General features: G+C 71.8%; 27 protein-coding genes. 17 read left to right on the top strand and 10 right to left on the bottom strand.

What is annotated here, in order from left to right; translation table 11 throughout:
* Positions 1-43 precede the first annotated feature (43 nt).
* From MJ607_RS04240 to MJ607_RS04205, 8 genes are all read left to right on the top strand, one after another.
* A complete protein-coding gene (locus MJ607_RS04240; RefSeq protein ID WP_243074276.1) occupies positions 44-1219 on the top strand; it encodes an ABC transporter substrate-binding protein in 1176 nt (391 codons plus the stop codon).
* A gap of 100 nt (positions 1220-1319) precedes the next feature.
* Positions 1320-2639 (top strand): aspartate aminotransferase family protein, encoded by a 1320-nt coding sequence (locus MJ607_RS04235; RefSeq protein ID WP_243074275.1) that lies wholly within the window; start codon positions 1320-1322, stop codon positions 2637-2639.
* A 29-nt stretch (positions 2640-2668) separates the two neighbouring features.
* The gene (cofG, locus tag MJ607_RS04230; protein WP_243074274.1) at positions 2669-5032 is read left to right on the top strand and encodes a 7,8-didemethyl-8-hydroxy-5-deazariboflavin synthase CofG; all 2364 of its coding nucleotides are present in this window, start codon (positions 2669-2671) and stop codon (positions 5030-5032) included.
* Entirely contained in the window at positions 5029-6543 is a 1515-nt protein-coding gene (locus MJ607_RS04225; protein ID WP_243074273.1) for an NAD(P)/FAD-dependent oxidoreductase, read from the top strand. Before cofG ends, MJ607_RS04225 begins: the two co-directional genes overlap by 4 nt.
* On the top strand, positions 6540-7550 hold the full coding sequence (gene fgd, locus MJ607_RS04220) for a glucose-6-phosphate dehydrogenase (coenzyme-F420) (RefSeq protein ID WP_243074272.1): 1011 nt from the start codon (positions 6540-6542) through the stop codon (positions 7548-7550). The genes MJ607_RS04225 and fgd overlap by 4 nt, the downstream gene beginning before the upstream one ends.
* Positions 7547-8239 (top strand): 2-phospho-L-lactate guanylyltransferase, encoded by a 693-nt coding sequence (gene cofC / locus MJ607_RS04215; protein ID WP_243074271.1) that lies wholly within the window; start codon positions 7547-7549, stop codon positions 8237-8239. Before fgd ends, cofC begins: the two co-directional genes overlap by 4 nt.
* 83 nt (positions 8240-8322) lie before the next feature.
* A complete protein-coding gene (locus tag MJ607_RS04210; protein ID WP_243074270.1) occupies positions 8323-9153 on the top strand; it encodes a Cof-type HAD-IIB family hydrolase in 831 nt (276 codons plus the stop codon).
* 99 nt (positions 9154-9252) lie between these two features.
* Positions 9253-10098, top strand: coding sequence for an aldo/keto reductase (locus MJ607_RS04205; protein ID WP_243074269.1), 846 nt, complete (start codon positions 9253-9255; stop codon positions 10096-10098).
* A 174-nt stretch (positions 10099-10272) separates the two neighbouring features.
* Here the strand turns inward: MJ607_RS04205 and MJ607_RS04200 are convergent, their stop codons facing one another.
* The 8 genes from MJ607_RS04200 to MJ607_RS04165 form a co-directional block, all read right to left on the bottom strand.
* Positions 10273-11025, bottom strand: a complete 753-nt coding sequence (locus MJ607_RS04200; RefSeq protein WP_243074268.1) for an SDR family oxidoreductase — start codon at positions 11023-11025, stop codon at positions 10273-10275.
* A 69-nt stretch (positions 11026-11094) separates the two neighbouring features.
* Complete coding sequence (locus MJ607_RS04195; protein ID WP_243074267.1) at positions 11095-11280, bottom strand: DUF1918 domain-containing protein; 186 nt, start codon at positions 11278-11280, stop codon at positions 11095-11097.
* 82 nt (positions 11281-11362) lie between these two features.
* A complete protein-coding gene (locus MJ607_RS04190; RefSeq protein WP_243074266.1) occupies positions 11363-11602 on the bottom strand; it encodes a hypothetical protein in 240 nt (79 codons plus the stop codon).
* Positions 11603-11642: 40 nt separating this feature from the next.
* Entirely contained in the window at positions 11643-12059 is a 417-nt protein-coding gene (locus MJ607_RS04185; protein WP_243074265.1) for a VOC family protein, read from the bottom strand.
* Positions 12060-12181: 122 nt separating this feature from the next.
* Positions 12182-13177, bottom strand: coding sequence for a DNA-3-methyladenine glycosylase (locus MJ607_RS04180; protein ID WP_243074264.1), 996 nt, complete (start codon positions 13175-13177; stop codon positions 12182-12184).
* 29 nt (positions 13178-13206) lie between these two features.
* Positions 13207-13539 carry an L-rhamnose mutarotase gene (locus MJ607_RS04175; protein WP_243074263.1) on the bottom strand — a complete coding sequence of 111 codons (333 nt, stop codon included), beginning with the start codon at positions 13537-13539 and terminating at the stop codon, positions 13207-13209.
* The gene (locus MJ607_RS04170; RefSeq protein WP_243074262.1) at positions 13536-14294 is read right to left on the bottom strand and encodes an SDR family oxidoreductase; all 759 of its coding nucleotides are present in this window, start codon (positions 14292-14294) and stop codon (positions 13536-13538) included. The genes MJ607_RS04175 and MJ607_RS04170 overlap by 4 nt, the downstream gene beginning before the upstream one ends.
* Positions 14291-15346, bottom strand: a complete 1056-nt coding sequence (locus MJ607_RS04165) for a zinc-binding dehydrogenase (protein ID WP_243074261.1) — start codon at positions 15344-15346, stop codon at positions 14291-14293. The genes MJ607_RS04170 and MJ607_RS04165 overlap by 4 nt, the downstream gene beginning before the upstream one ends.
* Positions 15347-15412: 66 nt before the next feature.
* Between MJ607_RS04165 and MJ607_RS04160 the strand changes: the two genes are divergently transcribed.
* The 3 genes from MJ607_RS04160 (at position 15413) to MJ607_RS04150 (ending at position 18154) form a co-directional block, all read left to right on the top strand.
* Complete coding sequence (locus MJ607_RS04160; protein ID WP_374238025.1) at positions 15413-16432, top strand: aldo/keto reductase; 1020 nt, start codon at positions 15413-15415, stop codon at positions 16430-16432.
* Positions 16433-16544: 112 nt separating this feature from the next.
* Positions 16545-17393 carry a fumarylacetoacetate hydrolase family protein gene (locus MJ607_RS04155; protein ID WP_243074260.1) on the top strand — a complete coding sequence of 283 codons (849 nt, stop codon included), beginning with the start codon at positions 16545-16547 and terminating at the stop codon, positions 17391-17393.
* Positions 17390-18154, top strand: coding sequence for an SDR family NAD(P)-dependent oxidoreductase (locus tag MJ607_RS04150; protein ID WP_243074259.1), 765 nt, complete (start codon positions 17390-17392; stop codon positions 18152-18154). Before MJ607_RS04155 ends, MJ607_RS04150 begins: the two co-directional genes overlap by 4 nt.
* 27 nt (positions 18155-18181) lie before the next feature.
* Here the strand turns inward: MJ607_RS04150 and MJ607_RS04145 are convergent, their stop codons facing one another.
* The gene (locus MJ607_RS04145; RefSeq protein ID WP_243074258.1) at positions 18182-18919 is read right to left on the bottom strand and encodes a winged helix-turn-helix domain-containing protein; all 738 of its coding nucleotides are present in this window, start codon (positions 18917-18919) and stop codon (positions 18182-18184) included.
* A 481-nt stretch (positions 18920-19400) separates the two neighbouring features.
* Here MJ607_RS04145 and MJ607_RS04140 point away from each other — a divergent pair, with 481 nt between their 5' ends.
* The 4 genes from MJ607_RS04140 (at position 19401) to MJ607_RS04125 (ending at position 21051) form a co-directional block, all read left to right on the top strand.
* Positions 19401-19700, top strand: a complete 300-nt coding sequence (locus MJ607_RS04140) for a GNAT family N-acetyltransferase (RefSeq protein ID WP_243074257.1) — start codon at positions 19401-19403, stop codon at positions 19698-19700.
* Positions 19701-19779: 79 nt separating this feature from the next.
* Entirely contained in the window at positions 19780-19977 is a 198-nt protein-coding gene (locus MJ607_RS04135) for a hypothetical protein (protein ID WP_243074256.1), read from the top strand.
* A 1-nt stretch (position 19978) separates the two neighbouring features.
* On the top strand, positions 19979-20551 hold the full coding sequence (locus tag MJ607_RS04130) for a hypothetical protein (RefSeq protein ID WP_243074255.1): 573 nt from the start codon (positions 19979-19981) through the stop codon (positions 20549-20551).
* 71 nt (positions 20552-20622) lie between these two features.
* Positions 20623-21051 carry a cupin domain-containing protein gene (locus tag MJ607_RS04125; protein WP_243074254.1) on the top strand — a complete coding sequence of 143 codons (429 nt, stop codon included), beginning with the start codon at positions 20623-20625 and terminating at the stop codon, positions 21049-21051.
* Between the two features lie 20 nt (positions 21052-21071).
* Here the strand turns inward: MJ607_RS04125 and MJ607_RS04120 are convergent, their stop codons facing one another.
* A complete protein-coding gene (locus MJ607_RS04120) occupies positions 21072-21815 on the bottom strand; it encodes an alpha/beta fold hydrolase (protein ID WP_243074253.1) in 744 nt (247 codons plus the stop codon).
* Between the two features lie 188 nt (positions 21816-22003).
* On the opposite strand from MJ607_RS04120, the gene MJ607_RS04115 reads away from it, so the two are divergent.
* Both MJ607_RS04115 and MJ607_RS04110 read left to right on the top strand, forming a co-directional pair.
* Positions 22004-23029: a LacI family DNA-binding transcriptional regulator gene (locus MJ607_RS04115; protein WP_243074252.1), complete on the top strand. Its 1026-nt coding sequence runs from the start codon at positions 22004-22006 to the stop codon at positions 23027-23029.
* Between the two features lie 44 nt (positions 23030-23073).
* Entirely contained in the window at positions 23074-24372 is a 1299-nt protein-coding gene (locus MJ607_RS04110; RefSeq protein WP_243074251.1) for an ABC transporter substrate-binding protein, read from the top strand.
* The last annotated feature ends 53 nt before the right edge of the window (positions 24373-24425 follow it).

Here is a 24425-nt window from a genome sequence, read left to right as displayed (position 1 = left end):
AGAGCGTCGGAGGCCACTGCACCACCATCCCGAAAGGAACAGCATGAGACACAGCATTCGTCGCGGCCTGATCGCCGCGTCCACCGTCGCCATCGCATCGCTTGCGCTCGCGGCGTGCTCGGGTTCCGGGTCGCCGGAGGAGACCGGCTCGGCCGACGGCGACTTCGAGCCCCTCAGCTCGATCAAGCTGCAGCTGCAGTGGCTGCCGCAGGCCCAGTTCGCGGGCTATTACATCGCGCAGGAGAAGGGCTACTTCGAGGAGGAGGGCTTCGACGATGTCGAGATCATCCCGTCGGGCGGCGACATCGTGCCGCAGGACGCGCTCGTCGCGGGCGACGCCGACTTCGCGATCGCGTGGGTGCCCAAGGTGCTCGGCACGCTCGAGGCCTCGGGCGTCGAGCTGACCGACATCGCGCAGGTGTTCCAGAAGTCCGGAACGCTGCAGGTCTCGTGGAAGGGCGACGGCGTCGAGAGCGTCGCCGACTTCGAGGGCAAGCGCATCGGCTCGTGGGGCTTCGGCAACGAGTGGGAGATCTTCGCGGCGATGGCTGCGGAGGGCCTCGACTCGACGACCGTGTCGATCACGACGCAGGACTTCAGCATGAACGCGCTCCTCGACGGCGACGTCGACGCCGCCGAGGCGATGACCTACAACGAGTGGGCGCAGATCCTCGAGGTCGTCAACCCCGACACGGGCGAGCTGTACCAGCCCGAGGACTTCGACGTCGTGTCGTACGAGGAGACGGAAGGCGCCATGCTGCAGGACGCGATCTGGGCCGACACCCAGCGTCTCGCGGATGACCCGGCCTACGCCGACGCCGCCGTGCGCTTCCTCAAGGCGATCACGAAGGGCTGGCTGTTCGCGCGGGACAACCCCGAAGAGGCGGCCGACATCGTCTACGACATCGCGTCCAACGCCGAGGCGGCCTTCCCGGTCGGCCCCGTGCACCAGCAGTGGCAGATGAACGAGGTCAACAAGCTCATCTGGACGGGCGCCGACTTCGGCGTCATCGACCAGGCGGCGTGGGACAAGACCGTCAAGGGCGCGCTCGCCGCGGTCAACCAGGACGGCCTCAACCTCATCACCGCGGAGCCCGCCGACTCGGCGTTCTCGAACGAGTACATCGAGAAGGCGCTCGCCGAGCTCGCCGATGAGGGCGTCGACGTCGCCGGCTCGTACACCCCGATCGAGGTGACCCTCACCGAGGGCGGTCAGTAGGGCGGATGCCGCGCGCCGGCCGAGCCCTCCGCTCGGCCGGTTCGCGGCGAATCCGTCGCAAGAGGGACCGCGCACCTTCTGAAGCGCGAGAATGGCAGGCATGACCTTGAGCGAGACGACCACCGACCTCGACGACCTCACCCGGCAGCTGGATCACGACCACGTGTTCCACTCCTGGTCGGCGCAGGGGGCGCTGTCGCCCGTCGTCATCGCGGGCGGCTCGGGGTCGGTCGTCTGGGACCACGCCGGCCGTCGCTACCTCGACTTCTCGAGCCAGCTCGTCAACGTCAACATCGGGCACCAGCATCCCGCCGTCATCGACGCGATCCACCGCCAGGCCGACCTGCTCGCGACGATCGGGCCCGCGACGGCGAACCTCGCGCGCGGCGAGGCCGCGAAGCGCATCGTTTCGCGGGCGCCGGAGGGCTTCTCGAAGGTCTTCTTCACGAACGGCGGCGCCGACGCGATCGAGAACGCGATCCGGATGGCGCGCCTGCACACGGGCCGCGACAAGGTGCTCTCGACCTATCGCTCGTACCACGGCAACACCGGCGCGGCGATCGTCGCGACGGGGGACTGGCGCCGGATCCCGAACGAGTTCGCCCGCGGCCACGTGCACTTCTTCGGCCCGTACCTCTACCGCTCCGAGTTCTGGGCGACGACCCCCGAGGAGGAGGGCGCCCGCGCCCTGCATCACCTCGAGCGCGTCATCCAGTCGGAGGGGCCTGCCTCGATCGCGGCTCTCCTGCTCGAGTCGATCCCGGGCACGGCGGGCGTCCTGATCCCGCCGCCCGGATACCTCGCGGGCGTGCGGGCGCTCGCCGACAAGTACGGGATCCTCCTGATCCTCGACGAGGTCATGGCCGGCTTCGGACGGACAGGTCGCTGGTTCGCCTTCGAGGGCCACGACGTCGTGCCCGACCTCATCACGTTCGCGAAGGGCGTCAACTCCGGCTACGTGCCGGTCGGCGGAGTCATCATCTCGGACCCCATCGCGGCGACCTTCGACGAGCGCGTCTTCCCGGGCGGGCTCACCTACAGCGGGCACCCGCTCGCGGCCGCCTCGATCGTCGGAGCTCTGGACGCGATGGAGTCCGAGGGCATCGTCGAGAACGCGCGGCGCGTGGGCGCCGAGGCGATCGGGCCGGGTCTGGTCGCGCTCGCCGAGAAGCACGCCGCGATCGGCGAAGTGCGCGGCGAAGGCGTCTTCTGGGCGCTCGAACTCGTCGCCGACCGCGACACGCACGAACCGCTCGCCGCCGCGTCCATCGGCAAGCTCAAGGCCGAGCTCGTCTCGCGCGGCCTGCTGCCGTTCGTCGCCGACAACCGGATCCACGTCGTCCCGCCGTGCGTCGTCACCGACGACGAGGTCGGGCAGGCTCTCGCGATCTATGACGAAGCGTTCGCCGCGGCGCTCTGACCGCGGCAGTCGTCATGCCGTCGTCTTCCATGTCCGTCGTCTCCGCACCCGCACCCGCCCTCACGATCGACGAGATCGAGCTGCTGCTGGGTTCCCGCGGCGATGATCTCGATCGCCTGCTCGCGCGCGCCGGCGCGCTGCGCGACGAAGGCCTCGAGGCCGCGGGACGCCCCGGCGTCATCACGTATTCGCGCAAGGTGTTCGTGCCGCTCACGACCCTGTGCCGCGACCGCTGCCACTACTGCGTCTTCGTCGACACCCCGGGTCAGCTGAGGCTCAAGCGCGCACCGCTGTTCATGTCCGACGAGCAGATCCTGCGCGTCGTCCGCGCGGGCCAGGAGCTCGGCTGCAAAGAGGCGCTCCTGACCCTCGGCGACCGTCCCGAGGACCGGTGGCCCGAGGCGCGGGAGTGGCTCGACGAGCACGGCTACGCCTCGACGCTCGACTACGTCGCGCACGCGGCGCGGCTCATCACGGCCGAGACGGGCCTGCTCGCGCACCTCAACCCCGGCGTCATGACGGCGGACGAGCTGCGCGACCTGCGGCCGACGGCACCCTCGATGGGCATGATGCTCGAGACGACCTCGCGCGCGATCTTCGACGAGCCCGGCGGCGCGCACTACGGCTCGCCCGACAAGGACCCCGCGGTGCGGCTGCAGGTCATCGCGGATGCGGGGGCCGCCGGCATCCCGTTCACGACCGGCATCCTCGTCGGCATCGGCGAGTCCGTCCGCGATCGGGCCGAGTCGCTCGTCGCCCTGCGCGATCTGCAGGCCGCGCACGGGCACGTGCAGGAGGTCATCGTCCAGAACTTCCGGGCGAAGCCGGGGACGGCGATGCGGTCGGCACCGGATGCCGCGTTCCTCGAGTACATCGCGACGGTCGCGGTCGCGCGGCTCGTGCTGGGGGCGCGCATGCGCATCCAGGCTCCGCCGAACCTCAGCGACCCCGGCGAGCTCGACCTCCTGGTGCGCGCGGGCGTCGACGACTGGGGAGGGGTCTCGCCGCTCACGGCCGACCACGTGAACCCGGAGCGCCCGTGGCCGCACCTCGACGACCTCGCAGCGCTCACGGCGGCATCCGGATTCGACCTCCAGGAGCGGCTCACGGCGCACCCCGAGTTCGTCCGCGACGCGGACCGGTGGATCGACGCGGGGCTGCACGACGCGGTGCGCTCGCTGGCGGATCCCGAGACAGGGCTCGCGAGGACGGATGCTGGCGCGCTGGCGCCGCCCGCGGGTGCCGCGCCGCTGCCGTCGACTCCACCTCGTTCGGACCGTTCTACGCAATTCGGACCGACACGCCGTGCAGGATCCGAATCTCGTGGAATCGTCCTGACGACGGCGGGGCGAGACACACCGCGGCTCGCGGAGCGTGCTGCAGACGACCCCACGGCGCTCGACGACGCCGAGTGGGAGGCCCTGCTCAGGGCAACGGGCGACGACCTCGAGGCCGTCGTGCGGACGGCCGACGACCTCCGGCGGTACACGGTCGGCGAGGCCGTCAGCATCGTCGTCAACCGCAACCTCACGTCGTCGCATCTGCGCGCGACGCCCGTGGCGCCGCCGGAGTTCGACCTGCGGGATGCCGCCGCGATCGCGCGCGACGCCGCCGACCTCGGCGCGACCGAGCTCTGCGTCCAGGGGATGCTTCCCGCCACGGAAGACCCCGGTCTGTACCTCGAGCTCGCCCGCACGATCCGCGCGGCGACCCCCGACCTGCACCTCCACGCGTACCGGCCGCAGGACGTCGCCGACCTCTCCGACCGTACGGGCCTGAGCCTCGGCGAGGCGTTCGCCGCGATGAAGGCCGCCGGGGTGAACACGGTCCCGGGGACGGGCGTCAAGGTTCTGAGCGAGCGCGTGCGCAGCCTCGTCGCCCCGGGCGACCTCGAGATCGACCGGTGGACCGAGATCGTGACGGCCGCGCATCGCGCCGGGCTGCGCTCGACCTCGGTGCTGTTCTACGGCCACGTCGAGACGGCCGCCGAGCGCATCGCGCACCTGCGATCCCTCCGAGCGATCCAGAACGACACCGGGGGCTTCACCGAGTTCGTCCCGATCCCGCTGCCCGGCTACGGCGTGCCGCTCGTCGAAGGCCGCGCGCCCGTCGACGAGCATCGCGCGATGGTCGCCGTCTCGCGGCTCATGCTCGCGGGCAGCATCCGTCATATCCAGATCCCGTGGACCCGGCACGGCGTCGAGCTCGCGGTCGACCTGCTGCGCGCGGGCGGCGACGACCTCGGCGGCACGCTCCTGGACGGTCGGGTGCGCCCCGACACGGGCATCGAGCAGGGCCTCGAGCTGCCGTTCGCCGAGGCGTCGGCCCGGGTCGGCCGGATCTTCCGGCCGCTGCGCGAGCGCACGACCGACTACCGCGAGGCGACGCCGTGACGCGCCGGTCGGTCGAGGTCGCGATCGTCGGCACGGGCTTCGCGGGTCTCGCGGCGGCGATGACGCTGCGCGATGCGGGGCACGAGGTCGCGCTGTTCGAACGCGCCGACCGCGTCGGCGGCACGTGGCGCGACAACACCTACCCCGGCGTCGCGTGCGACGTGCCCTCGCACCTGTACGGCTTCGCGCGGCATCCCGAACCCGACTGGTCGGCCGAGTTCGCGCCGGGCGCCGAGATCCAGGCGTACCTCGAGCGCGTCGTGGCGCGCGAGCGCCTCGACACGGCGATCACGTTCGGCGCACCGCTCCTCGACGCCGCATGGGATCCGGATGCCGCGTCGTGGCGCCTGCGCTTCGGCGGCGCCGCACCCGCCGAGGTCGACGCCGACGTCCTCGTGCTGGCGTGCGGCCGGCTGAGCGAGCCGCGCATCCCATCCGTCGCGGGGCTCGAGGGCTTCGCAGGGCCGATCTTCCACACGGCCCGTTGGGACGCCTCTGCCGACCTCGAGGGCCGGCACATCGCGGTCGTCGGCTCGGGGGCGAGCGCCGTGCAGCTCGTGCCGCAGCTCGCGCGCACGGCATCCCGAGTCACGCTCTTCCAGCGCAGCGCCCCGTGGATCGTGCCGCGCGGCGGACGCCTGTTCACGGCCGACGAGCGCGCCCGCTTCGCCGCGCACCCCGACGAGCTCGCGGCGCTGCGCGCGCGCCTCGACGCCGAGGGCGAGGCACGGTTCGCGTCACGTTCGGGGGGAGCGGATGCCGCGGCCGCGGCATCCGCCGCGGCGCGCGTGCATCTCGAAGCCCAGGTCGCCGATCCGCGACTGCGAGAGCTGCTCACCCCCGACTACGCCTTCGGGTGCAAGCGCGTGCTGCTCTCGGACGAGTTCTACCCCGCGCTCGCGTCGGGACGCGTCGTCCTCGAGCCGAGCGCCCTGGCCGCCGTCGACGGCGATGAGCTCGTCGCGGCATCCGGAGCCCGCTACTCGGATGTCGACGCCGTCATACTCGCGACGGGGTTCCAGACGACGCGGCAGCCCTACGCGGGCTTCGTGCGCGGCGAGGGCGGCGTGACGCTCGAGCAGCACTGGGCGGGCGGGATGACCTCGTTCGGGTCGAGCGTCGTCACGGGCTTCCCGAACCTGTTCGTGCTCAACGGGCCCAACGCGTCGCTCGGGCATACGTCGTCGGTGCTCATGCTCGAGGCGCAGGCCGAGTACGCGGCGGGCGCGCTCGCGCGGCGCGGGTCCGGGGGAGTGCTGCGCGTGCGGCCCGAGGCCGAGCAGGACTACACGCGCATGGTCGACGCCCGCGCCGCGGGCACGCCGTGGCTCACGGGCGGATGCCGCAGCTGGTACGTCGACGAGCGGTCGCGCCGCCTCACGCTCGTCTGGCCGGGGACCGTCGCGGACTATCGTGCGACGGTCGCGTCGGCGGACGGCTCGGAGTTCGAGCCCGCGACCCACAGGACGACAGCGCCGGCAGTGCCGGCGGAGAGAGGACGAACACCATGACGGTACCGCTCCGGTTCGGGTACAAGGCCTCGGCCGAGCAGTTCGGGCCCACCGAACTGCTCGACTACGCGGTGCTCGCGGAGGAGGTCGGGTTCGACTCCGTCTTCGTGTCGGACCACCTGCAGCCGTGGCTGCACGAAGGCGGCCATGCCCCGGCATCCGTCCCGTGGCTCGGCGCGCTCGGCGCGAAGACCTCGCGCGTGCTGATCGGCACCTCGGTGCTGACGCCGACGTTCCGCTACAACCCGACAGTCGTCGCGCAGGACTTCGCGACGCTCGGGGTGATGTATCCCGGCCGCGTCATCCTGGGTGTGGGCACGGGTGAGGCGCTCAACGAGGCGAACCTCGGCATCCCGTGGCCCGAGCCGCCCGAGCGGTTCCGGCGGCTGAAAGAGGCGATCGGGCTCATCCGGCGGCTGTGGTCGGAGGACCGCGTCAACTTCGACGGCGAGTTCTACACGACCCGCAACATCACGATCTACGACAAGATGGACGACCCCGTGCCGATCTACATCGGCGCGGCGGGCCCCGCCGCGACGCGCCTCGCGGGGCGCATCGCCGACGGGTTCATCACGACGAGCGGCAAGAAGCGCGAGCTCTACACCGACACGCTGCTGCCCGCGCTGCGGGAGGGGCTCGAGAAGGCCGGGCGGCCCGCCGACGCGATCGACACGCTCATGGAGATCAAGGTCTCGCTGCACCCCGACCGGGCCACGGCCCTCGAGAAGACGCGCTTCTGGGCTCCGCTCGCGCTGAGCCCCGAAGAGAAGATGGGCGTCGACGACCCGCTCGAGATGCAGCGGCTCGGCGAGCAGCTGCCGATCGAGCGCGCCGCGTCGCGCTTCATCGTCTCGGACGACGTCGAGGAGCACATCGAGCGGATCGCCTGGTACATCGGCCTCGGCTTCCGCCACCTCGTCTTCCACGACCCGGGCGCCGACCAGGCCGACTTCCTGCGCCGCTACGGCGACGAGGTGCTGCCGCGTCTGCGGGAGCGGTTCTCGTGACGCCCGCTGGTCCTGCATCCGCCGGTCCTGCGCCCGCCGGGTGGACCGTCGTGCTTCCCGTCAAGGACGCGAACCGCGCGAAAACGCGGCTCGCGGGGCTGCCGGATGCCGGCCCGGCCCTCGCGCGCGCCATCGCGCTCGACACGATCGAGGCCGTCGCGGCGTGCGCGGCGGTCGCGCAGGTCGTCGTGGTGACCGACGACGCCGAGCTCGCCGCCGCGGGCTCCGGGCGCGGCGAAGCATCCGCCCCGCCCCACGGGGTGCGGATCGTGCACGACCGCGAGCCGGCGGGACCGAACGCCGCGGTCCTGGCCGCCATGGCCACGATCCCCGTGACCGAGCCTCGCGCCGCGCTGCTCGGCGATCTCGCGGCGCTCCGCCCCGAAGACCTCGAGCGCGCCCTCACCCATGCGTCGGCCAGCGAGCGCGGAGTGGTTCCGGATGCCGAGGGGGAAGGCTCGACGCTCGTGACCGCCCGCCCGGGCGTGCCGTGGGCGTCGGCGTTCGGCGCCGGCTCCTTCGCGCAGCACCTCGCTCTCGGCTGCGCCGTGCTCGCCGTGCCCGCCGATTCGTCGCTGCGCCGCGACGTCGACACCCCCGCGCACCTCGAGGCCGCTCTGGAACTCGGCGTCGGCCCCCGCACCGCCGCGCGCCTCGCACCTGCCCTCGCTTCCGCCGACTCCGCCTGATTCCGCCGAGGCACTCTTCCTGCGCGCGTCCGCCGACGGGTGCGAGCCGAGTGGACGGGTGCCGCACGCCGTAGCGTGGAGGCATGACGACCTCCGAGCACGACATCCGTCTCATCGCCGTCGACATGGACGGCACCCTGCTCGACGGCGACGGGCACATCCCCGACGAGCTGTGGCCGCTGCTCGACGAGCTCGACGCGCGCGGCATCCTCTTCGCACCCGCGAGCGGGCGGCAGCTCGCGACGCTCAAGCGCTCCTTCGACCATGCGCGGGACGACGTCGTGTACATCGCCGAGAACGGCGCGTACGTCGTCCGCGGTGAGACCGAGATCGGCTCGGACGCGATGGACGGCGAGTTCGCGGCATCCGTCGTCCGTCGTGTGCGCGCGCTCGTGGACCGCGGCTTCGACGCGGGGCTGGTCGTCTGCGGCAAGCGGTCCGCATACATCGAGCGCGCGGATGCCGCGTTCCTCGCCGAATGCGAGAAGTACTACGCGAAGCTCGAGATCGTCGACGATCTGCTCGCCGTCGACGATCAGGTGCTCAAGCTCGCGATCTTCGACTTCGCCGTCGCGGAGGACTCGACGGCGCCCGAGCTCGACGACCTGCGCGCGACGCACCAGGTCGTCGTGTCGGGACAGCACTGGATCGACGTCATGAACCACGGCGTCAACAAGGGCGTCGCGCTCCAGCGGCTGCAGGTCGCGCTCGGCATCGAACGCGAGCAGACGGCGGCATTCGGCGACTATCTCAACGACCTCGAGCTGCTGGATGCCGCGGCCTACTCGTTCGCGATGGCCAACGCGCACCCCGATGTGCTCGCCCGCGCTCGCCACCAGGCTCCGTCGAACGTCGAGCGCGGCGTGCTCACGACGATCCGGCTGCTGCTCGACGGGCACCCGCTCGGGGCGTAGCCGGCCGAGGTCGGGCCTGTCCCGATTTTTCGGGCGCCGGTGTCCCCATTTCCGGAGCGCAGAGGGCGCGGGCGCGCCGGGGAGGGGCAGGATGGAAGCATGCCCACGATCTCGACAGTGACCCTCAACGACGGCACGAGCTTCCCCGAGCTCGGTCTCGGCACCTACAACCTGCGCGACGCCGAAGGCATCGACGCGATCGTCGCGGCGATCTCGTCCGGCTACCGGCTGCTCGACTCGGCCGTCAACTACAACAACGAGCCCGAGGTCGGCGCCGCCGTGCGCCGCGCGGGCGACGAGCTCGGCGTCGCGCGCGACGAGCTGATCGTCACGACGAAGCTCCCCGGCCGCGACCACGGCTACGACTCGACGATGGCCAGCGCCGAGCAGTCGCTCGCCGCACTCGGGCTCGAGAAGATCGACCTGTACCTCATCCACTGGCCGAATCCGAGCGTCGGCAAGTTCCTCGAGACGTGGCAGGCGATGATCGCGCTGCGGGAGGGCGGGCTCGTCGGCTCGATCGGCGTCTCGAACTTCACGGAGCAGATGCTCACGCGCCTCATCGACGAGACGGGCGTCACGCCCGCCGTCAACCAGGTCGAGCTGCACCCGTACTTCCCGCAGGCACAGCTGCGCGCCTTCCACCGCGAGCACAGCATCCGCACCGAGAGCTGGAGCCCGCTCGCGCGCCGCTCGGAGCTGCTGAGCGAGGCCGTCATCGGCGAGATCGCGGCGGCTCACGACGTGACCCCGACGCAGGCGGTGCTGCGCTGGCACGTCCAGCTCGGCTCGACGCCCATCCCGAAGTCGGCCGACCCGGCCCGTCAGGTCGAGAACGCCGACGTCTTCGAGTTCGCGCTCACCGATGACGAGGTCCAGGCGATCTCCGCCCTCGAGCGCGGACGCCTGTGGGACGGCGACCCGAACCACCACGAGGAGATGTAGCCTCCGCGAGGCTCGAACGACGCCGGGTTGCCAGAAGATGCGGCAACCCGGCGTCGGCTTGCGTGTAGAGGTGGCAACTCGGCGTCGGCGCGGGGGCCGCGGTGGCTCTCGAGGCCGGTCGGGACCCGGGATGCCGTCGGCCGGCCCTTCGCGACAGCCGCAGCCGCCGAGCGGTCAGGCCTTCGCGGGCAGCGCGGCGATCCACTCCGAGAACGTCTGCGCGCCGCGCACGGCATCCGGACCCGGCAGGAGCGAGCCGTCGCGCTGCGCGCGGCCGAGGCCGCCGGGCACCCGCAGCGGCAGGACGACACCGCGCTCGCCCGCGGCCTTCGCGTACGCGCGCACCATGGTGCGGAGCGACTCTTCGCGCGGCCCCGCGAAATCCGCCGCGCGACCGCCGACGGGTGCGGCTTCGGCGAGGTCGACGAGCCGTGCGCCGACTTCGCGGACGGCGACCGGCTGCAGGCGCCCGCTCGGCGCGAAGTGGACGGGCCCCGCCTTCGCGAAGCCGAACACCTGGCGCGAGAACTCGTGGAACTGCGTTGCGCGCGCGATCGTGAACGGGATGCCGCCCCGGGCCGTCGCCCGCTCCTGGGCGACCTTGCCGGCGTAGAGCGCGAATCCGTGCACGCGGTCGCATCCCACGATCGACAGGACGACGACGTGCCGCACGCCGGCGCGCTGACCCTCGGTCGTGAGCGAGCGCGTGACCGCTTCGTGGAACGCCGTGGGGTCGTCCTTGCCCTGCACGCCGGACGCGTCGACGACGACCTCGACACCCTCGAGCGCCGCGGCCACCCCCGTGCCGCGCACGAGGTCGACGCCCGCCGAGCGGGCGAGCACGACGACCTCGTGGCCGCGTTCGCGCGCCGCGGCGACCGCCGCGGCTCCGGCCTGACCCGTGCCTCCGGCGACGGCGATCCTCATCTGCGTGCTCCTCGGCCCCGTGGTGTTCTGCTCTACGCAGCGGCCGCGCGTCGCAGGCCCACACCGAGGCTATTGGACGTGCAGAATCTCGCAGTCCGTGCCGGGCGACAGGATCGCCTCGTGACCGTCGTCGAAGCGGACGACAAGCAGCGGGTCGTCCTCGTGTCCGCGCAGCTCGACGACTTCGCCCGTCCGCTCGGCCATCCCGACCGCACGCCCGTGGATCAGCACGCGGTCTCCGACAGTGGCTTTCATGGCGCACCTCCTGCCGTCAGGCTACGACGGCGCGGCCGCGAGGGAAATGCCCCGACGCACGCCGCCGACGGGCAGCCGCTGCCTAGAGGCGCGCCCCGTCGTCGTCATCGTCGTGCAGATCGGGCGCTCGTCCGCGCCACGACTCGTAGGCCATGAGCCAGCCGATCGACACGACGGCGCCGATCGCGAGCCCCAGGACGAGACTGCCCAGGACGAGTCCGACGAGCGCGCCTCCCCCGAGGAGCACGATCGTGCCGATGACCCATTGCGTGCGGCCGCGCGGCCACCCGCGACCCGGACCGCCGTCGCTCGATTGCGTCATGCCGTCAGCCTAGAGCGCCGCGGGCGGGCGGCATCCCGGATCATTCCTGCGCGGGACTGTACGCGATCATCCAGTCGATGCCGAACTTGTCGCGGAGCATGCCGAACCGGCCGCCCCACGGCGGGGTGTCGTAGGGCATCGTGACGCTGCCGCCCGCGGACAGGGCGTCCCAGAAGCCCTGCAGCTGCGCGTCGTCATCGCCGCTCACCGAGATCGAGCTGCCGCCGGGCTCGCGGTACGGCATGCTCGCGGGCGTGTCGGAGGCCATCAGGATGAAGCCGTCGGGGCTCGTGAGCTGGGAGTGCATGACGAGGTCCTTCTCAGCGGGATCCTGCACCATCCCCTCGTACTCGCCGAACGTCGAGATCACGACGTCGCCGCCGAACACGCTCCGGTAGAACTCGATCGCGTCACGCGCGTTGTCGCGGAACGACAGATAGGGATTGAGGCTCGGCATGGTGACTCCTTCGTCGGATGATTCGTCGGATGACCGGATGCCGCGCCGGGCCCGCGGCGCATCCCAGTGTCGTCCGGGCCTCAGACATCGGCAAGACCGACCGCGCAGGCCAGAACCCGAGCTCAGTGCGCGCGGTGGTCCTCTGGGTGCAGGCGCGGTCCACGCCGCGGTTCACGCACGCCGCTCACGCCGATGAGCCGGATGACGCGCTGCCGGTGCCCCGGCCAGGCGCTCAGGAGGCGCAGCATCCCGTCGTCGTCCACGCGTCGCCCCGTCAGGGCGAAGCCGACCTCGTGGGCGAGGTGATAGTCGCCGACGCTCACGGCGTCGGGGTCGCCGAAGGCGCGGATGCGGGTCTCGGCGCTCGTCCACGCTCCGACGCCCGGCAGCGAGGTCAGGACGCGCTCGCGCTCGTCGCCGCCGGTCGCCGACTCGAGCGCCCGCACGATCGTCTCACCGCGCTGCGCCGCTGCGACGACGGTGCGGGACTGCGGCGGCTCGAGGCCCGCACGGTGCCACGCCCACGACGGGATGCGCCGCCAGCCCTCGATCGACGGCGGGGCGAAGAGCGGTCGGGGCGTCGGCCCCGGCGCGCGCTCGCCGAACCGCGACACGATCCGCCGCCACGCGCCGAACGCCTGCATGCCCGTGACCTTCTGCTCGAAGATCGCGCTCGCGAGGGCGTCGAAGACGAGGTCGGTGCCGCCGAGCCGGAGCCCCGGACTGCGGCGGTGCGCCTCCGCGATGACGGGGTGGATGCCGGCATCGAAGCCGTCCGCGTCATCACGCGCGCCGCACAGGGCGGGCAGCTGCGCGATCGCCCACGCGGCGCCCGGTCCCCAGGCGGCTCCGCGGACCGCGCCTCCCGGCGCACCCCGCAGTGCGAGCGTCGCGATGCCCTCGGGGGTGCGGCTCGCGCGCCAGATGACGGCCCCCTCGACCGTCATCGTGGGATCCCCCGCTCCGCGCCGCTGGTAGATGACGGTGCGTGCGAGGTCGAGCGGATGCCGCGGCCGGTACTCCGTCTCGAGCGGGCTTTCGATCGAGCCGCCGGGGTCGCGCGGAGGGCCCTCGCCCCCGGCCGCGAGCGGCCGGATGCGCGAGAGCGAGGTCGTCATGCGCTCACCCTACGCGCCCGGCCTGACACTCAGTCGGTGTGGAAGATCTCCGGGAGCTCGGCCCACCACTCGCCCGGGCCGCGCTCGTCGAGCGGGCGCTGCAGAGGCTCCTGCACCGCCCACCACCGCTGGGTCTCGGGGTCGGCCGCGATCGCCGCCATGTCGGCCTCGTAGTCCTCACCCGTGTACTCGAAGTACGCGAAGAGCAGCTCGCCGTGACGGTAGATCGAGTAGTTGCGGATGTTGCTCTGCGCGAGCCGATCCAGTACTCCCGGCCAGACCGCCGCGTGGTGCCTCTCGTACTCCTCGCGGTGCTCGGCGGGGAGGCCGATGACCGATGCCACGCGCTTCACGCCGCTCACCGGCCGAGCCATCCGCCGTCGACGGGCAGCACGACGCCCGACACGTAGTCGGACGCGGAGGAGCTGAGGAAGACTGCTGCCCCCGCGAGGTCTTCGCCGCGCCCCCAGCGCCCGGCTGGGATGCGCTCGAGGATCGATCGGGAGCGCTCGGGGTCGTCGCGCAGGGCCTGCGTGTTGTCGGTCGCGATGTAGCCGGGCGCGATCGCGTTGACGTTGACGCCCTGCGGCGCCCACTCGTTCGCGAGCGCCTTGACGAGACCTGCGACGCCGGACTTCGCGGCGGCGTACCCCGGCACGTTGATCCCACCCTGGAAGCTCAGGAGGCTCGCGGTGAAGACGACCTTGCCGTGACCGCGGGCGAGCATGCCGCGGCCGACGGCCTGGGTCAGCGCGAACTGGCTCGAGAGGTTGACGTCGATGACGCGATCCCACAGTTCGAGTGGATGCTGCGCCGCCGGCGCCCGCTCGATCGTGCCCGCGTTGTTGATGAGGATGTCGACGGGCAGATGCTCGAGCTCGGCCCCCAGTGCCAGGACGGCCTCGCGATCGGCGAAGTCGACGGCGCGCGGCGTGAACGTGCGGCCGTGGGCCAGCACGGCCTGCTCGACGGCGCTCCCGGGCGCGAGCGACGTGCTCACCCCGATGATGTCCGCGCCGCTCGCGGCGAGTGCCTCGGCTATCGCCGCGCCGATGCCGCGGCTCGCCCCCGTCACGACCGCGAGACGACCCGTCAGGTCGAAGGAGGGCGCGCTCATGCGCTCTGCCCCGCCTGCACGTCGATGAGCACCTTCATGGCACGACCGGCTTCGAGCTCGCCGATGGCCTCCTGCGTGCGATCGAGCGGCACGATCAGCGTGATGAGCGCTCCGGTGGGGATGACTCCGCCCGCGACGAGCTCGACGGCCTTCTCGAAGTCGGTGCGCTGGTAGACGCGGGCGCCGAGGATGCGCAGCTCGCGCCAGAAGACGCGCTGCAGATTGATCTCGCGCGGGGTCGAGTGGATCGCGACGACGACGATCGTGCCGCGGACCTTCGCGAGGTCGGTCGCGCCGAGGACGGCCGCGGGGGCGCCGGAGACCTCGAAGACGACGTCCGCGCCCGCGCCGCCCGTCCACTCCTCGACCCAGGCGACCTGATCCGCCGTGCGGGGATCGATCGTCGCGAATCCGAGCGACTCCACCTGCGCGCGCCGTGCCGTGTCGAGCTCTACGACGACGACCTCGGCGCCGAAGTCGCGGGCGACTGTCGCGATGAGCACGCCGATGGGGCCGCCGCCGATGACGACGGCCTTCTCTCCCACGCGGACCTCCGAGCGGCGGACATCGTGGACGGCGACCGCGACGGGCTCGACGAGCGCCGCCGCGTCGAGCGCGAGCGACTCGGGCAGCCGTACGAGCGTCACGGCGGGGACGTTCCACAGCGGCTGCAGCGCACCGGGGGAGTCGATGCCGATGAAGTCGAGGTTCTGGCAGATGTGTTCGTGGCCCGCGAGGCACGCGGGGCACGTGCCGTCCCACGCAAGAGGCATGACCGTCACGGGGTCGCCCGGCGCCCAGCCCTCGACCTCGTCGCCGACGGCCTCGATCGTCCCGCTCATCTCATGCCCGAACACGAGCGGCCGGGAGACCCGCGCGTCCATGCTGCCGTGCACGATGTGCAGGTCGGTGCCGCACAGCCCGACGTAGGCCACGCGGATCTGCACGTGCCCCGGCGGGGGCGATGTCGTTGCGGCGTCGACGACCGAGACCGTCCTATCGCCAATGTAGGCCGCTGCCCGCACGTGGTCCTCCTCGATCGCGACGGTCATCCGATGATAGCCGCTATCAGACGTCGTGTCTTCGCAGAATATGGCAAGATGGTGTGAATTCATCCAATGACTGACGTGATGGAGCGAGGCAGTTCGATGCAGAACCGCACGTGGGGCGACGGCCTCGCCACGACCGAGCTCGGCGTCGGCGTCGCCCAGTTCGGCAATCTGTACCGGGAGACGACCGACGAGGCCTCGACGCAGGCCATCGAAGCGGCGTGGGCTGCCGGCATCCGCTATTTCGACACGGCGCCGCACTACGGACTGGGTCTCTCGGAACGCCGCCTCGGTGCCGCCCTGCGCGACCGCCCCCGCGACGCGTACGTCGTCTCGACGAAGGCGGGGCGGCTGCTCGTGCCCGATCCCGAGGGCGCAAGTCGCATGGACGACGGGGGCTTCGTCGTGCCCGCGACACTGCGGCGCGAATGGGATCTGAGCCGCGACGGCATCCGCCGTTCGCTCGACGAGAGCCTCGAGCGTCTCGGACTCGATCGCGTCGACATCCTCTATCTGCACGATCCCGACGCCCATGAGGATGCCGCGCTCCGCGAAGCGCTGCCTGCGATGGCGCAGCTGCGGGACGAGGGCGTCGTCGGCGCGATCGGCGCCGGCATGAACCAGTCCGCGATGCTCGCGCGGTTCGCGCGCGAGGCCGGCATCGACGTCGTCATGCTCGCGGGCCGCTACACGCTGCTCGAGCAGGGCGCGCTCGACGACCTCCTGCCGGCGGCGCTCGAGCACGACGTCGCTGTCGTGGCCGCGGCGATCTACAACTCGGGACTCCTCGCCACGCCGCGCATGAGCGCCGACGCCCACTACAACTACGGCGCGGTCCCCGCCGAGCTGCTCGCGCGCGCCCGCGCGATCGCCGACGTGTGCGACGAATTCGGCATCACGGTGCCCGACGCCGCCGTCGCGTTCCCGCTGCGGCATCCCGCCGTCGCATCCGTCGTGATCGGCACCCGCACGGCGCAGCACGTGACCGACGCCGTCGCCCGGTACGAGACGACGATCCCCGAGGAGTTCTGGAGCGAGCTCGTCGCCCGCGGCCTCCTCGACCCGCGCGTGCAGGACGTCGGCCGATGAAGGTCGACGGATGCCGCGCCGCGCCGCGACCCGACGAGCCGCTGCGGCGGACCTGTGCCGCAGCCGTCGCCCCCAGGACATATGCCGGAGATCCGGCGGAACGGAGAGAACCATGAAGCTCGCCCGATACGGACGACCCGGCCACGAGCGTCCCGCGGTGCTCGACGGCGACACCGCCTACGCCCTCGACGGGATCGCGGCCGACATCGACGCAGGGTTCTTCGCGGGCGGCGGCCTCGACCGCGTGCGCGCGGCGCTCGCGGAAGGTCGCCTCACGGCCCTCGACACGACCGACCTGCGCGTCGGCGCGCCGATCGCGGCGCCCGGCAAGATCGTCTGCATCGGCCTGAACTACCGCGACCACGCGGAGGAGACGGGCGCCGCGATCCCCGCCGAGCCTGTCGTGTTCATGAAGGACCCGTCGACGATCGTCGGTCCCTTCGACGAGGTCCTGATCCCGCGCGCGTCGCAGAAGACGGACTGGGAAGTCGAGCTCGGCGTCGTGATCGGCGCCGAGGCCCGCTACCTCGCCTCGCCCGCCGACGCGCTCGCGTGCGTCGCGGGCTACGCGGTGTCGCACGACGTGAGCGAGCGCGAGTTCCAGCTCGAGCGCGGCGGCCAGTGGGACAAGGGCAAGAGCTGCGAGACCTTCAACCCGCTCGGGCCCTGGCTCGTGACGGCCGACGAGGTCGCCGACCCGCAGGCGCTGGGCCTACGGCTGAGCGTCAACGGCATCTCGCGTCAGGACGGCACGACCGGGACCATGATCTTCTCCGTCGCGCACGTCATCTGGTACCTGAGCCAGTTCATGGTGCTGCGGCCGGGCGACCTCATCAACACCGGCACGCCCGCGGGTGTCGCGCTCGGGATCGAGGGCAACCCGTACCTGCGCGCCGGCGACGTCGTCGAACTCTCGATCGACGGCCTCGGGACTGCTCGGCAGACGGTGGGGCAGGCATGACCGGCGACCTGGACGGCCTCGTCGCCGTCGTGACGGGTGGCGCCTCCGGCATCGGCTACGCGACGGCGCAGGAGCTGCACGCGCGCGGCGCACGCGTCGCGGTGCTCGACCGCAACGTCGCGACGATCCCCGAGGGGACCTCCGGCATCGAGTGCGACGTCGCGGTGCGCGCGCAGGTGGATGCCGCGATCGCGCGCGTCGCCGACGAGCTCGGCGGCATCGACATCCTCGTCAACAACGTCGGCGTGAGCTCCGTCGGCACCGTCGAGGACGCCGACGACGACGAGTGGGCGCGGGTGCTCGACCTCAACGTCGTGAGCATGGCGCGCGTCACGGCTGCGGCGCTGCCGTGGCTGCGGCGGTCGGATGCGGCATCCGTCGTCAATCTCTCATCGGTCGCCGCGCTCAACGGGCTGCCGCAGCGTGCCGTCTACAGCGCGAGCAAGGGCGCCGTCATGGCGCTCACCTTCGCGATGGCGACCGACCACATCGCGGACGGCGTCCGGGTCAACTGCGTCCGGCCCGCGACCGTCGCGACGGCCTTCGTCGAGCGGATGCTGGAGGGGTTCCCGGATCCCGCCAAGGAGCGCGCCGCGCTCGACGCGCGCCAGGCGACGGGGCGCATGGTCACGCCCGCCGAGGTCGCCGATGCGATCGCGTTCCTCGCGTCGCCGCGGTCGGGCTCGATCACCGGGACGGCGCTCGACGTCGACGGCGGCATGACGCACCTGCGTCCCCGCGCGGTGCAGCAGACGCACTGACCCGCGGGCGGCCGAGAGCCCGCCCGCTCAGAACCGGTCGGGCGAAGGCGTGCCGTGGCCGTAGCGGATGACGACGTCGGCGTGACGGTCGAAGCGGTAGCCGATGCCGCGGACCGTGCGCACGATGTCCTCGTAGCGGCCGAGCTTGGCGCGCAGGCGACGGACGTGCACGTCGATCGTGCGCTCGCCGGGCGACTCGTCGTCGGTCGCGCCGTTCCACAGCGACGAGACGAGCTCGGTGCGCTCGATCGTGCGGCCCTCGCGCAGGACGAGGTACTGGAGCAGCTCGAACTCCTTGAAGGTGAAGGCGGCAGACTCGCCCTCGATGAGGACGCGCTTGCGCGAGATGTCGACGACGACGCCGCCGGGCGCGCGGTCCTCCTCTTCGACGTCCTCCTGCTTCGTGCGGGCGATGGCGGACGGCTCGTGCAGTGCGAGGCGCACGACGTCGACATCGCGGCCGCCCGAGCCGATGGGGGCGAGGGCGACTGTCGCGTAGGTCTCGGCGTTGGGGGCGAGCTCGGCGATCGTGCGGCGCAGCGCGTCGACGAGCACGCCGAGCGAGACGCCGGCGGCCGCGGCCTTGCCCTCATCGAGCCCGACGTAGAGGGCGAAGCCGCGCGGGGCGGTTCCGGGCGGGAGGTTGCGCTGGGCGGGGCCGTCGGCGGGAGCAGCCTCGGTCGTCGGGATCGGCGCCGTGACGGCGCGGAGGTGACGGACGGAGGTGGCGGAAGAGGTGCGGTCGAGGAGTGCGATGTTCGACATGATGATGAAGTCCTTGGGGAGTCCGGGAGAGCCGGTGACGTGTTGTGTTCGGCCGTGGGCCGGGCCCGGAAGAGGGGCCGTGTGCGGGGCATCCGGATGCGCGAACGGTGGGTGCGCATCGAGAGCTCGGGGGGCTGGTCGCGGGGTTCTCAGATCAAGAACCGGCGCCGCGGCGCAGTCCGGCGGGGGTCACCGAATCAGCGGCACATTCGACAACACATGACAATGCGGCCGGCCACCATCGTGCCGGCACTCCTGTTCGCCTCCCAGGCGGACAAGGAACGCGCGTTGTCAGTCATGCGCCTGATTATGTCGGAGCGAGTCGGAATGTGTCAAATCGCACGGATGCCGCGACCCGCCGACCCCCGGACCTCAGCACTTTGCTCAACTGCGAAGGAGGCGACCCCGGCGCGCCCCCGCATACAGCGGATTCGCGGCGTCGCGCGGCCCCCGGGCCGCCCCAGCGGCGTAGCCTGACCGGGTGAGCCAGCTGACCTTCGCGCACGAGCCAGACGCCTCGCGGTACACCCTCTCGAAGGGGGCGGACCTCGTCAGCGTCCTCGACTACCGCGACGACGGACGCACGGTCGCCCTGACCCGGGCCTACACGATCCCGACCTTCCGCGGACGCGGGTACGCGGGCGAGCTCGTCGACCGCGCGGTCGCTCAGCTCGAGGCCCGCGGCGACCGCGCGGTCTCACCCGTGTGCTGGTACGTCGCGGACTGGTTCACGGCCAACCCCTCGCGCGCCGCGATCCTGCAGAGCCGCCGCTCCGCGTAGACGCCCGATCTGCCCGCGTCAACCCCGTGACGCGCGCCGGGCTCCCGCACGAGGCTGGAAGCCTCGAGAGGAGCAGACGATGCCTGAGGACGATCGCGATCTGCCGGAGGGCGTCATCGACGCCGATCCCGCGGGCGGCTGGGAGGACGGCCGCAAGGCCGACGGCGAGACCGAGGAGCGCTCGGACGCGGCGGGCAGCGCCGACGAGATCGAGGGCGACGCGCCATCCCAGGGCGCCGATCCCGATATGGCGCTCGACGCCGATGAGGAGGCCTGACATGTCCACGACGGGAAACGAGTTCGAGCGCCCCGGCGTCAACTACCCCGACCGCGCCGACGCCGATGGCGCGGAGAACACCCCGAAGACGGGGGAGCCCACGCGGGACGGCCAGCCGGGTACGGAGGGTGCGGCGCGGCCGACGGCGGCGGAGGCGCAGTCCGGTGCGGCCGAGGACGGCGAAGGCGGCGCCATGCCGCCGGCACCCGACACCGCGAGCCACCACGCCGTCGGCATCGGGGTCATCGACGATGACCCGGCGCCCGCGCAGGCGCAGCCGGGATCGCACTACGGCCAGGACGGCGGCCGCGAGACGCTGTCGGCGAGCGACGCCCAGAAGGAGGGCGCACTCGGCACGGAGCAGGAGCAGCGACTTCCCGCGATGGCGCAGAACAACGCGAGCCAGGTCGACAAGGTCGCCGGGATCCTCGCCCAGACGCGTCAGGACATCGGCGCGGGCGAACCCGACGAGGTGATCCACATCCTGCGACAGCGGCTCGAGCAGTCCGGGATCGATCTGCCCGACAGCGAAATCGAGGAGCTGGCGCGGCAGATCACGACGGGCGACGAGTAGGGCGCCGATCGGCCGCCGCGGCCCTGCGCCCGGCGGCCCCGCCCCCGTCGCACGGACAGTACAGTGGCGCCGTGGGCGACTACCAGGTGCATGAGATCGGCGGCCTCGACGAGTGGCGCGACCACTACGGCGGGTTCCGCCCCGAGTCCTCGCGCGACGGCCGGCGCGTCGTCGACCACGAGATCGCGCTGCAGTTCATCGGCCTCACCGCCAACGCGCTGGAACCGGGCGAGGAGGCGGGCTACTGGCACGTCCACGAGCGCATCGAGGAGCTGTACGTCTTCCTCGGCGGGAACGGGCAGATGGGCCTCGACGACGACATCGTCGACGTGAGGGCCGGCACGGTCGTCCGCGTCGGTCAGGGAGTGTGGCGCACGTGGCGCTGCGTGCCCGACAGCCCCGAGCAACTGCGCTGGCTCTGCATCCGCGCGGGCGGCTATGAGCTTCCGCACTTCCCCGACGACAGCCGCCGGGACCAGGAGCGCCCGACCACCTGGTGACGCCGGCCCATTCGCGTGATTCAGCGGGATGCGGCGAACCGCGCGATCGCCGCGGCGGCGGGTGCGGCATCCCGGATCATCGTCTCGTGACCGTGACCCGGGATCTCGATGTACGAGCCGCGCGCAGCCAGTAGCGCGACCTCCTCGCACCAGTCGCGCGGCGCGACGACGTCGTCCTCTCCGCGCAGGACGAGCGTGGGGACCGCGACGCGCGGCAGCGTCTGCTCGAGGCGGTGCACGAGCGTCGCGCGCAGCTTGAGGCGCAGATTCGGGCCGGCGCGGAGGTACTCCCGCGCGCCCCGCGCCCACACGACGGGACTCTCGACCGCGATGTCCCTCGCGAGGCGGGCGAGCTGCGTCGAGGCGCGGCGCGCGCGGGGATCCACGGTGGGGCCCGCGAGCACGATGCGGCCGACGACCTCGGGATGCCGCGCCGCGAGTTCGGATGCGACCTGCGCGCCCATCGAATGGCCGACGACCGTGAGGTCGCGGCAGCCGCGCTGACGCGCGAAGGCCCCCACGAGGTCGGCGGTGCGCTCGATCGTCAGGACGCGGGGCGGCTCGGGAGCCTCGCCGTATCCCGGCAGGTCGATCGCGATGACGCGACCGTGGGGGAGGAGCAGCCGCGTCAGATCCGTGAAGACGCTGCGGCCCATGCCGATGCCGTGGATGAGCAGGAAAGCGGGGTCGCCCGACCCTTCCGATTCGGCGACGAGCGTCGCACCGTGCCACGAGAAGGGGGTCGAGGGCGGACCGGAGGTCATGTCGTCGACGCTACCCGGCCGTTGTGGAATCTATTTGTTGCTTTCTCCGACGAATGCTTGCGCTCCGGGACGGAGTGTGCGTAACATCCCTATCGAAGCGTTTCCGCGAAGCGCTTCGACCCCTTCCTCGCACGAGGAGCACGAGCCGACGGCGGCGAAGGCAGCCGCCCTGCACGACGGAGTACGCGATGGCGAAGATCAACGAGGTGGCAGAGGCCGCCGGCGTGTCGATCAGCACCGTGTCGTACGCGCTGAGCGGCAAGCGGCCCGTCGCGCCCGAGACGCGCAAGCGGATCGAGGCGGCCGTCCACGAGCTCGGGTACAGCCCCAATGCGGGCGCCCGGATGCTCGCGGGGAGCCGCACGCACATCTTCGCCCTCACCGAGCCGCTGCGTCGCGACACCCACGCGCCGACGCACATGTCGTTCGTCCTCGCGACGGCCGTGGCCGCGCGCCGCAACGACTACGACGTCCTCCTGCTCACCGACGAGCAGGCCTCGGCGGGCATGGCGCGGGTCGCGGCGAGCGGGCTCGTCGACGCGATCCTCGTGCTCGACGTCGCGCCCGACGACGAGCGGGTCGCCCTCGCCCGGTCGATCTCGACGCCCTCGATCTTCATCGGCGTGCCCGACGACCACGAGGGTCTCGTATGCGTCGACCTCGACTTCCACGCGGCCGCGACGCTCGCGGTCGACCGCGTCGCCGATGCGGGGCACCGCAGCATCGGCCTCATCGGGCAGCCGCAGGTCGCCTACGAGAAGTCGAACTTCCCGCCGCGCGTGCGCACGGCCTTCGAGCGCCGCGCCGCAGAGCGCGGACTGCTGCACGACTTCCGCGTCTCGGGCGACCGCATGGCGAGCGTCGAGGTCACGCGTGCCGCGACCGCGAGCCTGCTCGACGCCGGTGCCACGGCCCTCCTCGTGCACGCGACGGACGATGTGCACCACGCCGTGCTCGCCGAGATCGCCGACCGCGGTCTGAGCATCCCCCGCGACCTCTCCATCGTCTCGGTCGCCGCATCCTTCGACACGACCACCCTGCCGCTGCAGATCGACGTCATCCCGCTCGTCCCCGCGTCGTCGTGCGACCTCGCCGTCGACCTCGCGGTGCTGAGCCTCACGCCCGAGCGCCCCGAGCCCGGCCTTCATCTCCTCCCACCCGTCTACTACGACAACAGGTCCGTCGCAGCACCCGCAGGATCGCGACCCGCCTGACCCACCCGCCCGGTGTTCCGGGAACCAAGAAAGGAGTGCCGAGGATGGCACGCATCACCAAGAAGAGGACCCTCGCGGCCGCCGGAGCCCTGACCGTCGCCGCCCTTGCCCTCGCCGGCTGCTCAGCGGGCGGCTCGGACAGCGAGAGCGGTGACACCCTCAAGCTCTGGCACTACGAGGGCGAAGACAGCGCCATGGCCAAGGCCTGGAACGAGGCCATCAAGGTCTTCGAAGAGGAGACCGGCGCGACTGTCGAGTTCGAGCAGAAGTCGTTCGAGCAGATCCAGAAGACCGCGAGCCAGGTGCTCGACTCGGATGCCGCTCCCGACCTCATGGAGTTCAACAAGGGCAACGCGACGGCGGGCTTCCTCGCGTCGACGGGGCTCATCACCGACATCTCCGACGCCGTCGACGAGTACGGCTGGGCCGACAAGCTCGCCCCCTCGCTGCAGACGACCGCCAAGTACTCCGAAGACGGCGTCATGGGCGGCGACACCTGGTACGGCATCCCGAACTACGGCGAGTTCGTCGGCGTCTACTACAACAAGGACGCCTTCGCGGCGGCGGGACTCGAGATCCCCACGACCTACGACGAGTTCCTGGCCGTCCTCGACGCCTTCGTCGCTCAGGGCATCACGCCGCTCGCCGAGGCCGGCGCCGAGTACCCGCTCGGACAGCTCTGGTACCAGCTCGCGCTGACGCAGGCGGACCGCCAGTTCGTCAACGACTACCAGCTCTACGAGAACCCCGTCGACTGGCAGGGCGACGAGCTGACCTACGCGACCGAGACCCTCAAGGACTACGTCGACAAGGGCTACATCGCCTCGGACGTCTCGTCGGTCAAGGCCGAGGACGCGGGCGTCTCGTTCATCAACGGCACCGCTCCGATCTTCGTGTCGGGCTCGTGGTGGTACGGCCGCTTCGTCGAGCAGGCCGGCTTCGACTGGACGCTCCAGGCCTTCCCCGACTCGCAGCTCTCGCTCGGCTCGTCCGGCAACCTGTGGGTCGTGCCCGAGAACGCGGCCAACAAGGAGCTCGCGTACGAGTTCATCGACATCACGATGCGCCCCGAGATCCAGGCGATCATCGGCAACAACGGCGGACTGCCCGTCGCGGCCGACCCCGAGGACATCACCGACGCCAAGAGCCAGGAGCTCATCGCGGCGTTCAACGGAGTGCTCGACAACGACGGCCTGTCGTTCTACCCCGACTGGCCCGCCGCGGGCTTCTACGACGTCATCGTGCGTGAGCTGCAGGGTCTCGTGACCGGCACGCAGGACGCGAAGACGACGAACGCCAACCTCGGCGCCGAATACGAAGAAGGAACAGCGGACTTCCGCTGACCCGATCGGCGGTGGGTGGCGGCGACGCCACCCACCGCCCTCAAGAGGAGTCG

It is taken from the genome of Microbacterium sp. SS28 (genome assembly GCF_022761035.1).
Taxonomy (GTDB): Bacteria; Actinomycetota; Actinomycetes; order Actinomycetales; family Microbacteriaceae; genus Microbacterium.
This window is presented reverse-complemented; position numbering and strand designations above follow the sequence as displayed.

Excerpts from the sequence above, each read along its gene's own strand:
- MJ607_RS04240 (WP_243074276.1), top strand. The coding sequence starts at position 44 with ATGAGACACAGCATTCGTCGCGGCCTGATCGCCGCGTCCACCGTCGCC.
- MJ607_RS04235 (WP_243074275.1), top strand. The coding sequence starts at position 1,320 with ATGACCTTGAGCGAGACGACCACCGACCTCGACGACCTCACCCGGCAG.
- cofG (WP_243074274.1), top strand. The coding sequence starts at position 2,669 with ATGTCCGTCGTCTCCGCACCCGCACCCGCCCTCACGATCGACGAGATC.
- fgd (WP_243074272.1), top strand. The coding sequence starts at position 6,540 with ATGACGGTACCGCTCCGGTTCGGGTACAAGGCCTCGGCCGAGCAGTTC.
- MJ607_RS04210 (WP_243074270.1), top strand. The coding sequence starts at position 8,323 with ATGACGACCTCCGAGCACGACATCCGTCTCATCGCCGTCGACATGGAC.
- MJ607_RS04205 (WP_243074269.1), top strand. The coding sequence starts at position 9,253 with ATGCCCACGATCTCGACAGTGACCCTCAACGACGGCACGAGCTTCCCC.
- MJ607_RS04200 (WP_243074268.1), bottom strand. The coding sequence starts at position 11,025 with ATGAGGATCGCCGTCGCCGGAGGCACGGGTCAGGCCGGAGCCGCGGCG.
- MJ607_RS04195 (WP_243074267.1), bottom strand. The coding sequence starts at position 11,280 with ATGAAAGCCACTGTCGGAGACCGCGTGCTGATCCACGGGCGTGCGGTC.
- MJ607_RS04190 (WP_243074266.1), bottom strand. The coding sequence starts at position 11,602 with ATGACGCAATCGAGCGACGGCGGTCCGGGTCGCGGGTGGCCGCGCGGC.
- MJ607_RS04185 (WP_243074265.1), bottom strand. The coding sequence starts at position 12,059 with ATGCCGAGCCTCAATCCCTATCTGTCGTTCCGCGACAACGCGCGTGAC.
- MJ607_RS04180 (WP_243074264.1), bottom strand. The coding sequence starts at position 13,177 with ATGACGACCTCGCTCTCGCGCATCCGGCCGCTCGCGGCCGGGGGCGAG.
- MJ607_RS04170 (WP_243074262.1), bottom strand. The coding sequence starts at position 14,294 with ATGAGCGCGCCCTCCTTCGACCTGACGGGTCGTCTCGCGGTCGTGACG.
- MJ607_RS04165 (WP_243074261.1), bottom strand. The coding sequence starts at position 15,346 with ATGACCGTCGCGATCGAGGAGGACCACGTGCGGGCAGCGGCCTACATT.
- MJ607_RS04160 (WP_374238025.1), top strand. The coding sequence starts at position 15,413 with ATGACTGACGTGATGGAGCGAGGCAGTTCGATGCAGAACCGCACGTGG.
- MJ607_RS04155 (WP_243074260.1), top strand. The coding sequence starts at position 16,545 with ATGAAGCTCGCCCGATACGGACGACCCGGCCACGAGCGTCCCGCGGTG.
- MJ607_RS04150 (WP_243074259.1), top strand. The coding sequence starts at position 17,390 with ATGACCGGCGACCTGGACGGCCTCGTCGCCGTCGTGACGGGTGGCGCC.
- MJ607_RS04145 (WP_243074258.1), bottom strand. The coding sequence starts at position 18,919 with ATGTCGAACATCGCACTCCTCGACCGCACCTCTTCCGCCACCTCCGTC.
- MJ607_RS04135 (WP_243074256.1), top strand. The coding sequence starts at position 19,780 with ATGCCTGAGGACGATCGCGATCTGCCGGAGGGCGTCATCGACGCCGAT.
- MJ607_RS04130 (WP_243074255.1), top strand. The coding sequence starts at position 19,979 with ATGTCCACGACGGGAAACGAGTTCGAGCGCCCCGGCGTCAACTACCCC.
- MJ607_RS04120 (WP_243074253.1), bottom strand. The coding sequence starts at position 21,815 with ATGACCTCCGGTCCGCCCTCGACCCCCTTCTCGTGGCACGGTGCGACG.
- MJ607_RS04115 (WP_243074252.1), top strand. The coding sequence starts at position 22,004 with ATGGCGAAGATCAACGAGGTGGCAGAGGCCGCCGGCGTGTCGATCAGC.
- MJ607_RS04110 (WP_243074251.1), top strand. The coding sequence starts at position 23,074 with ATGGCACGCATCACCAAGAAGAGGACCCTCGCGGCCGCCGGAGCCCTG.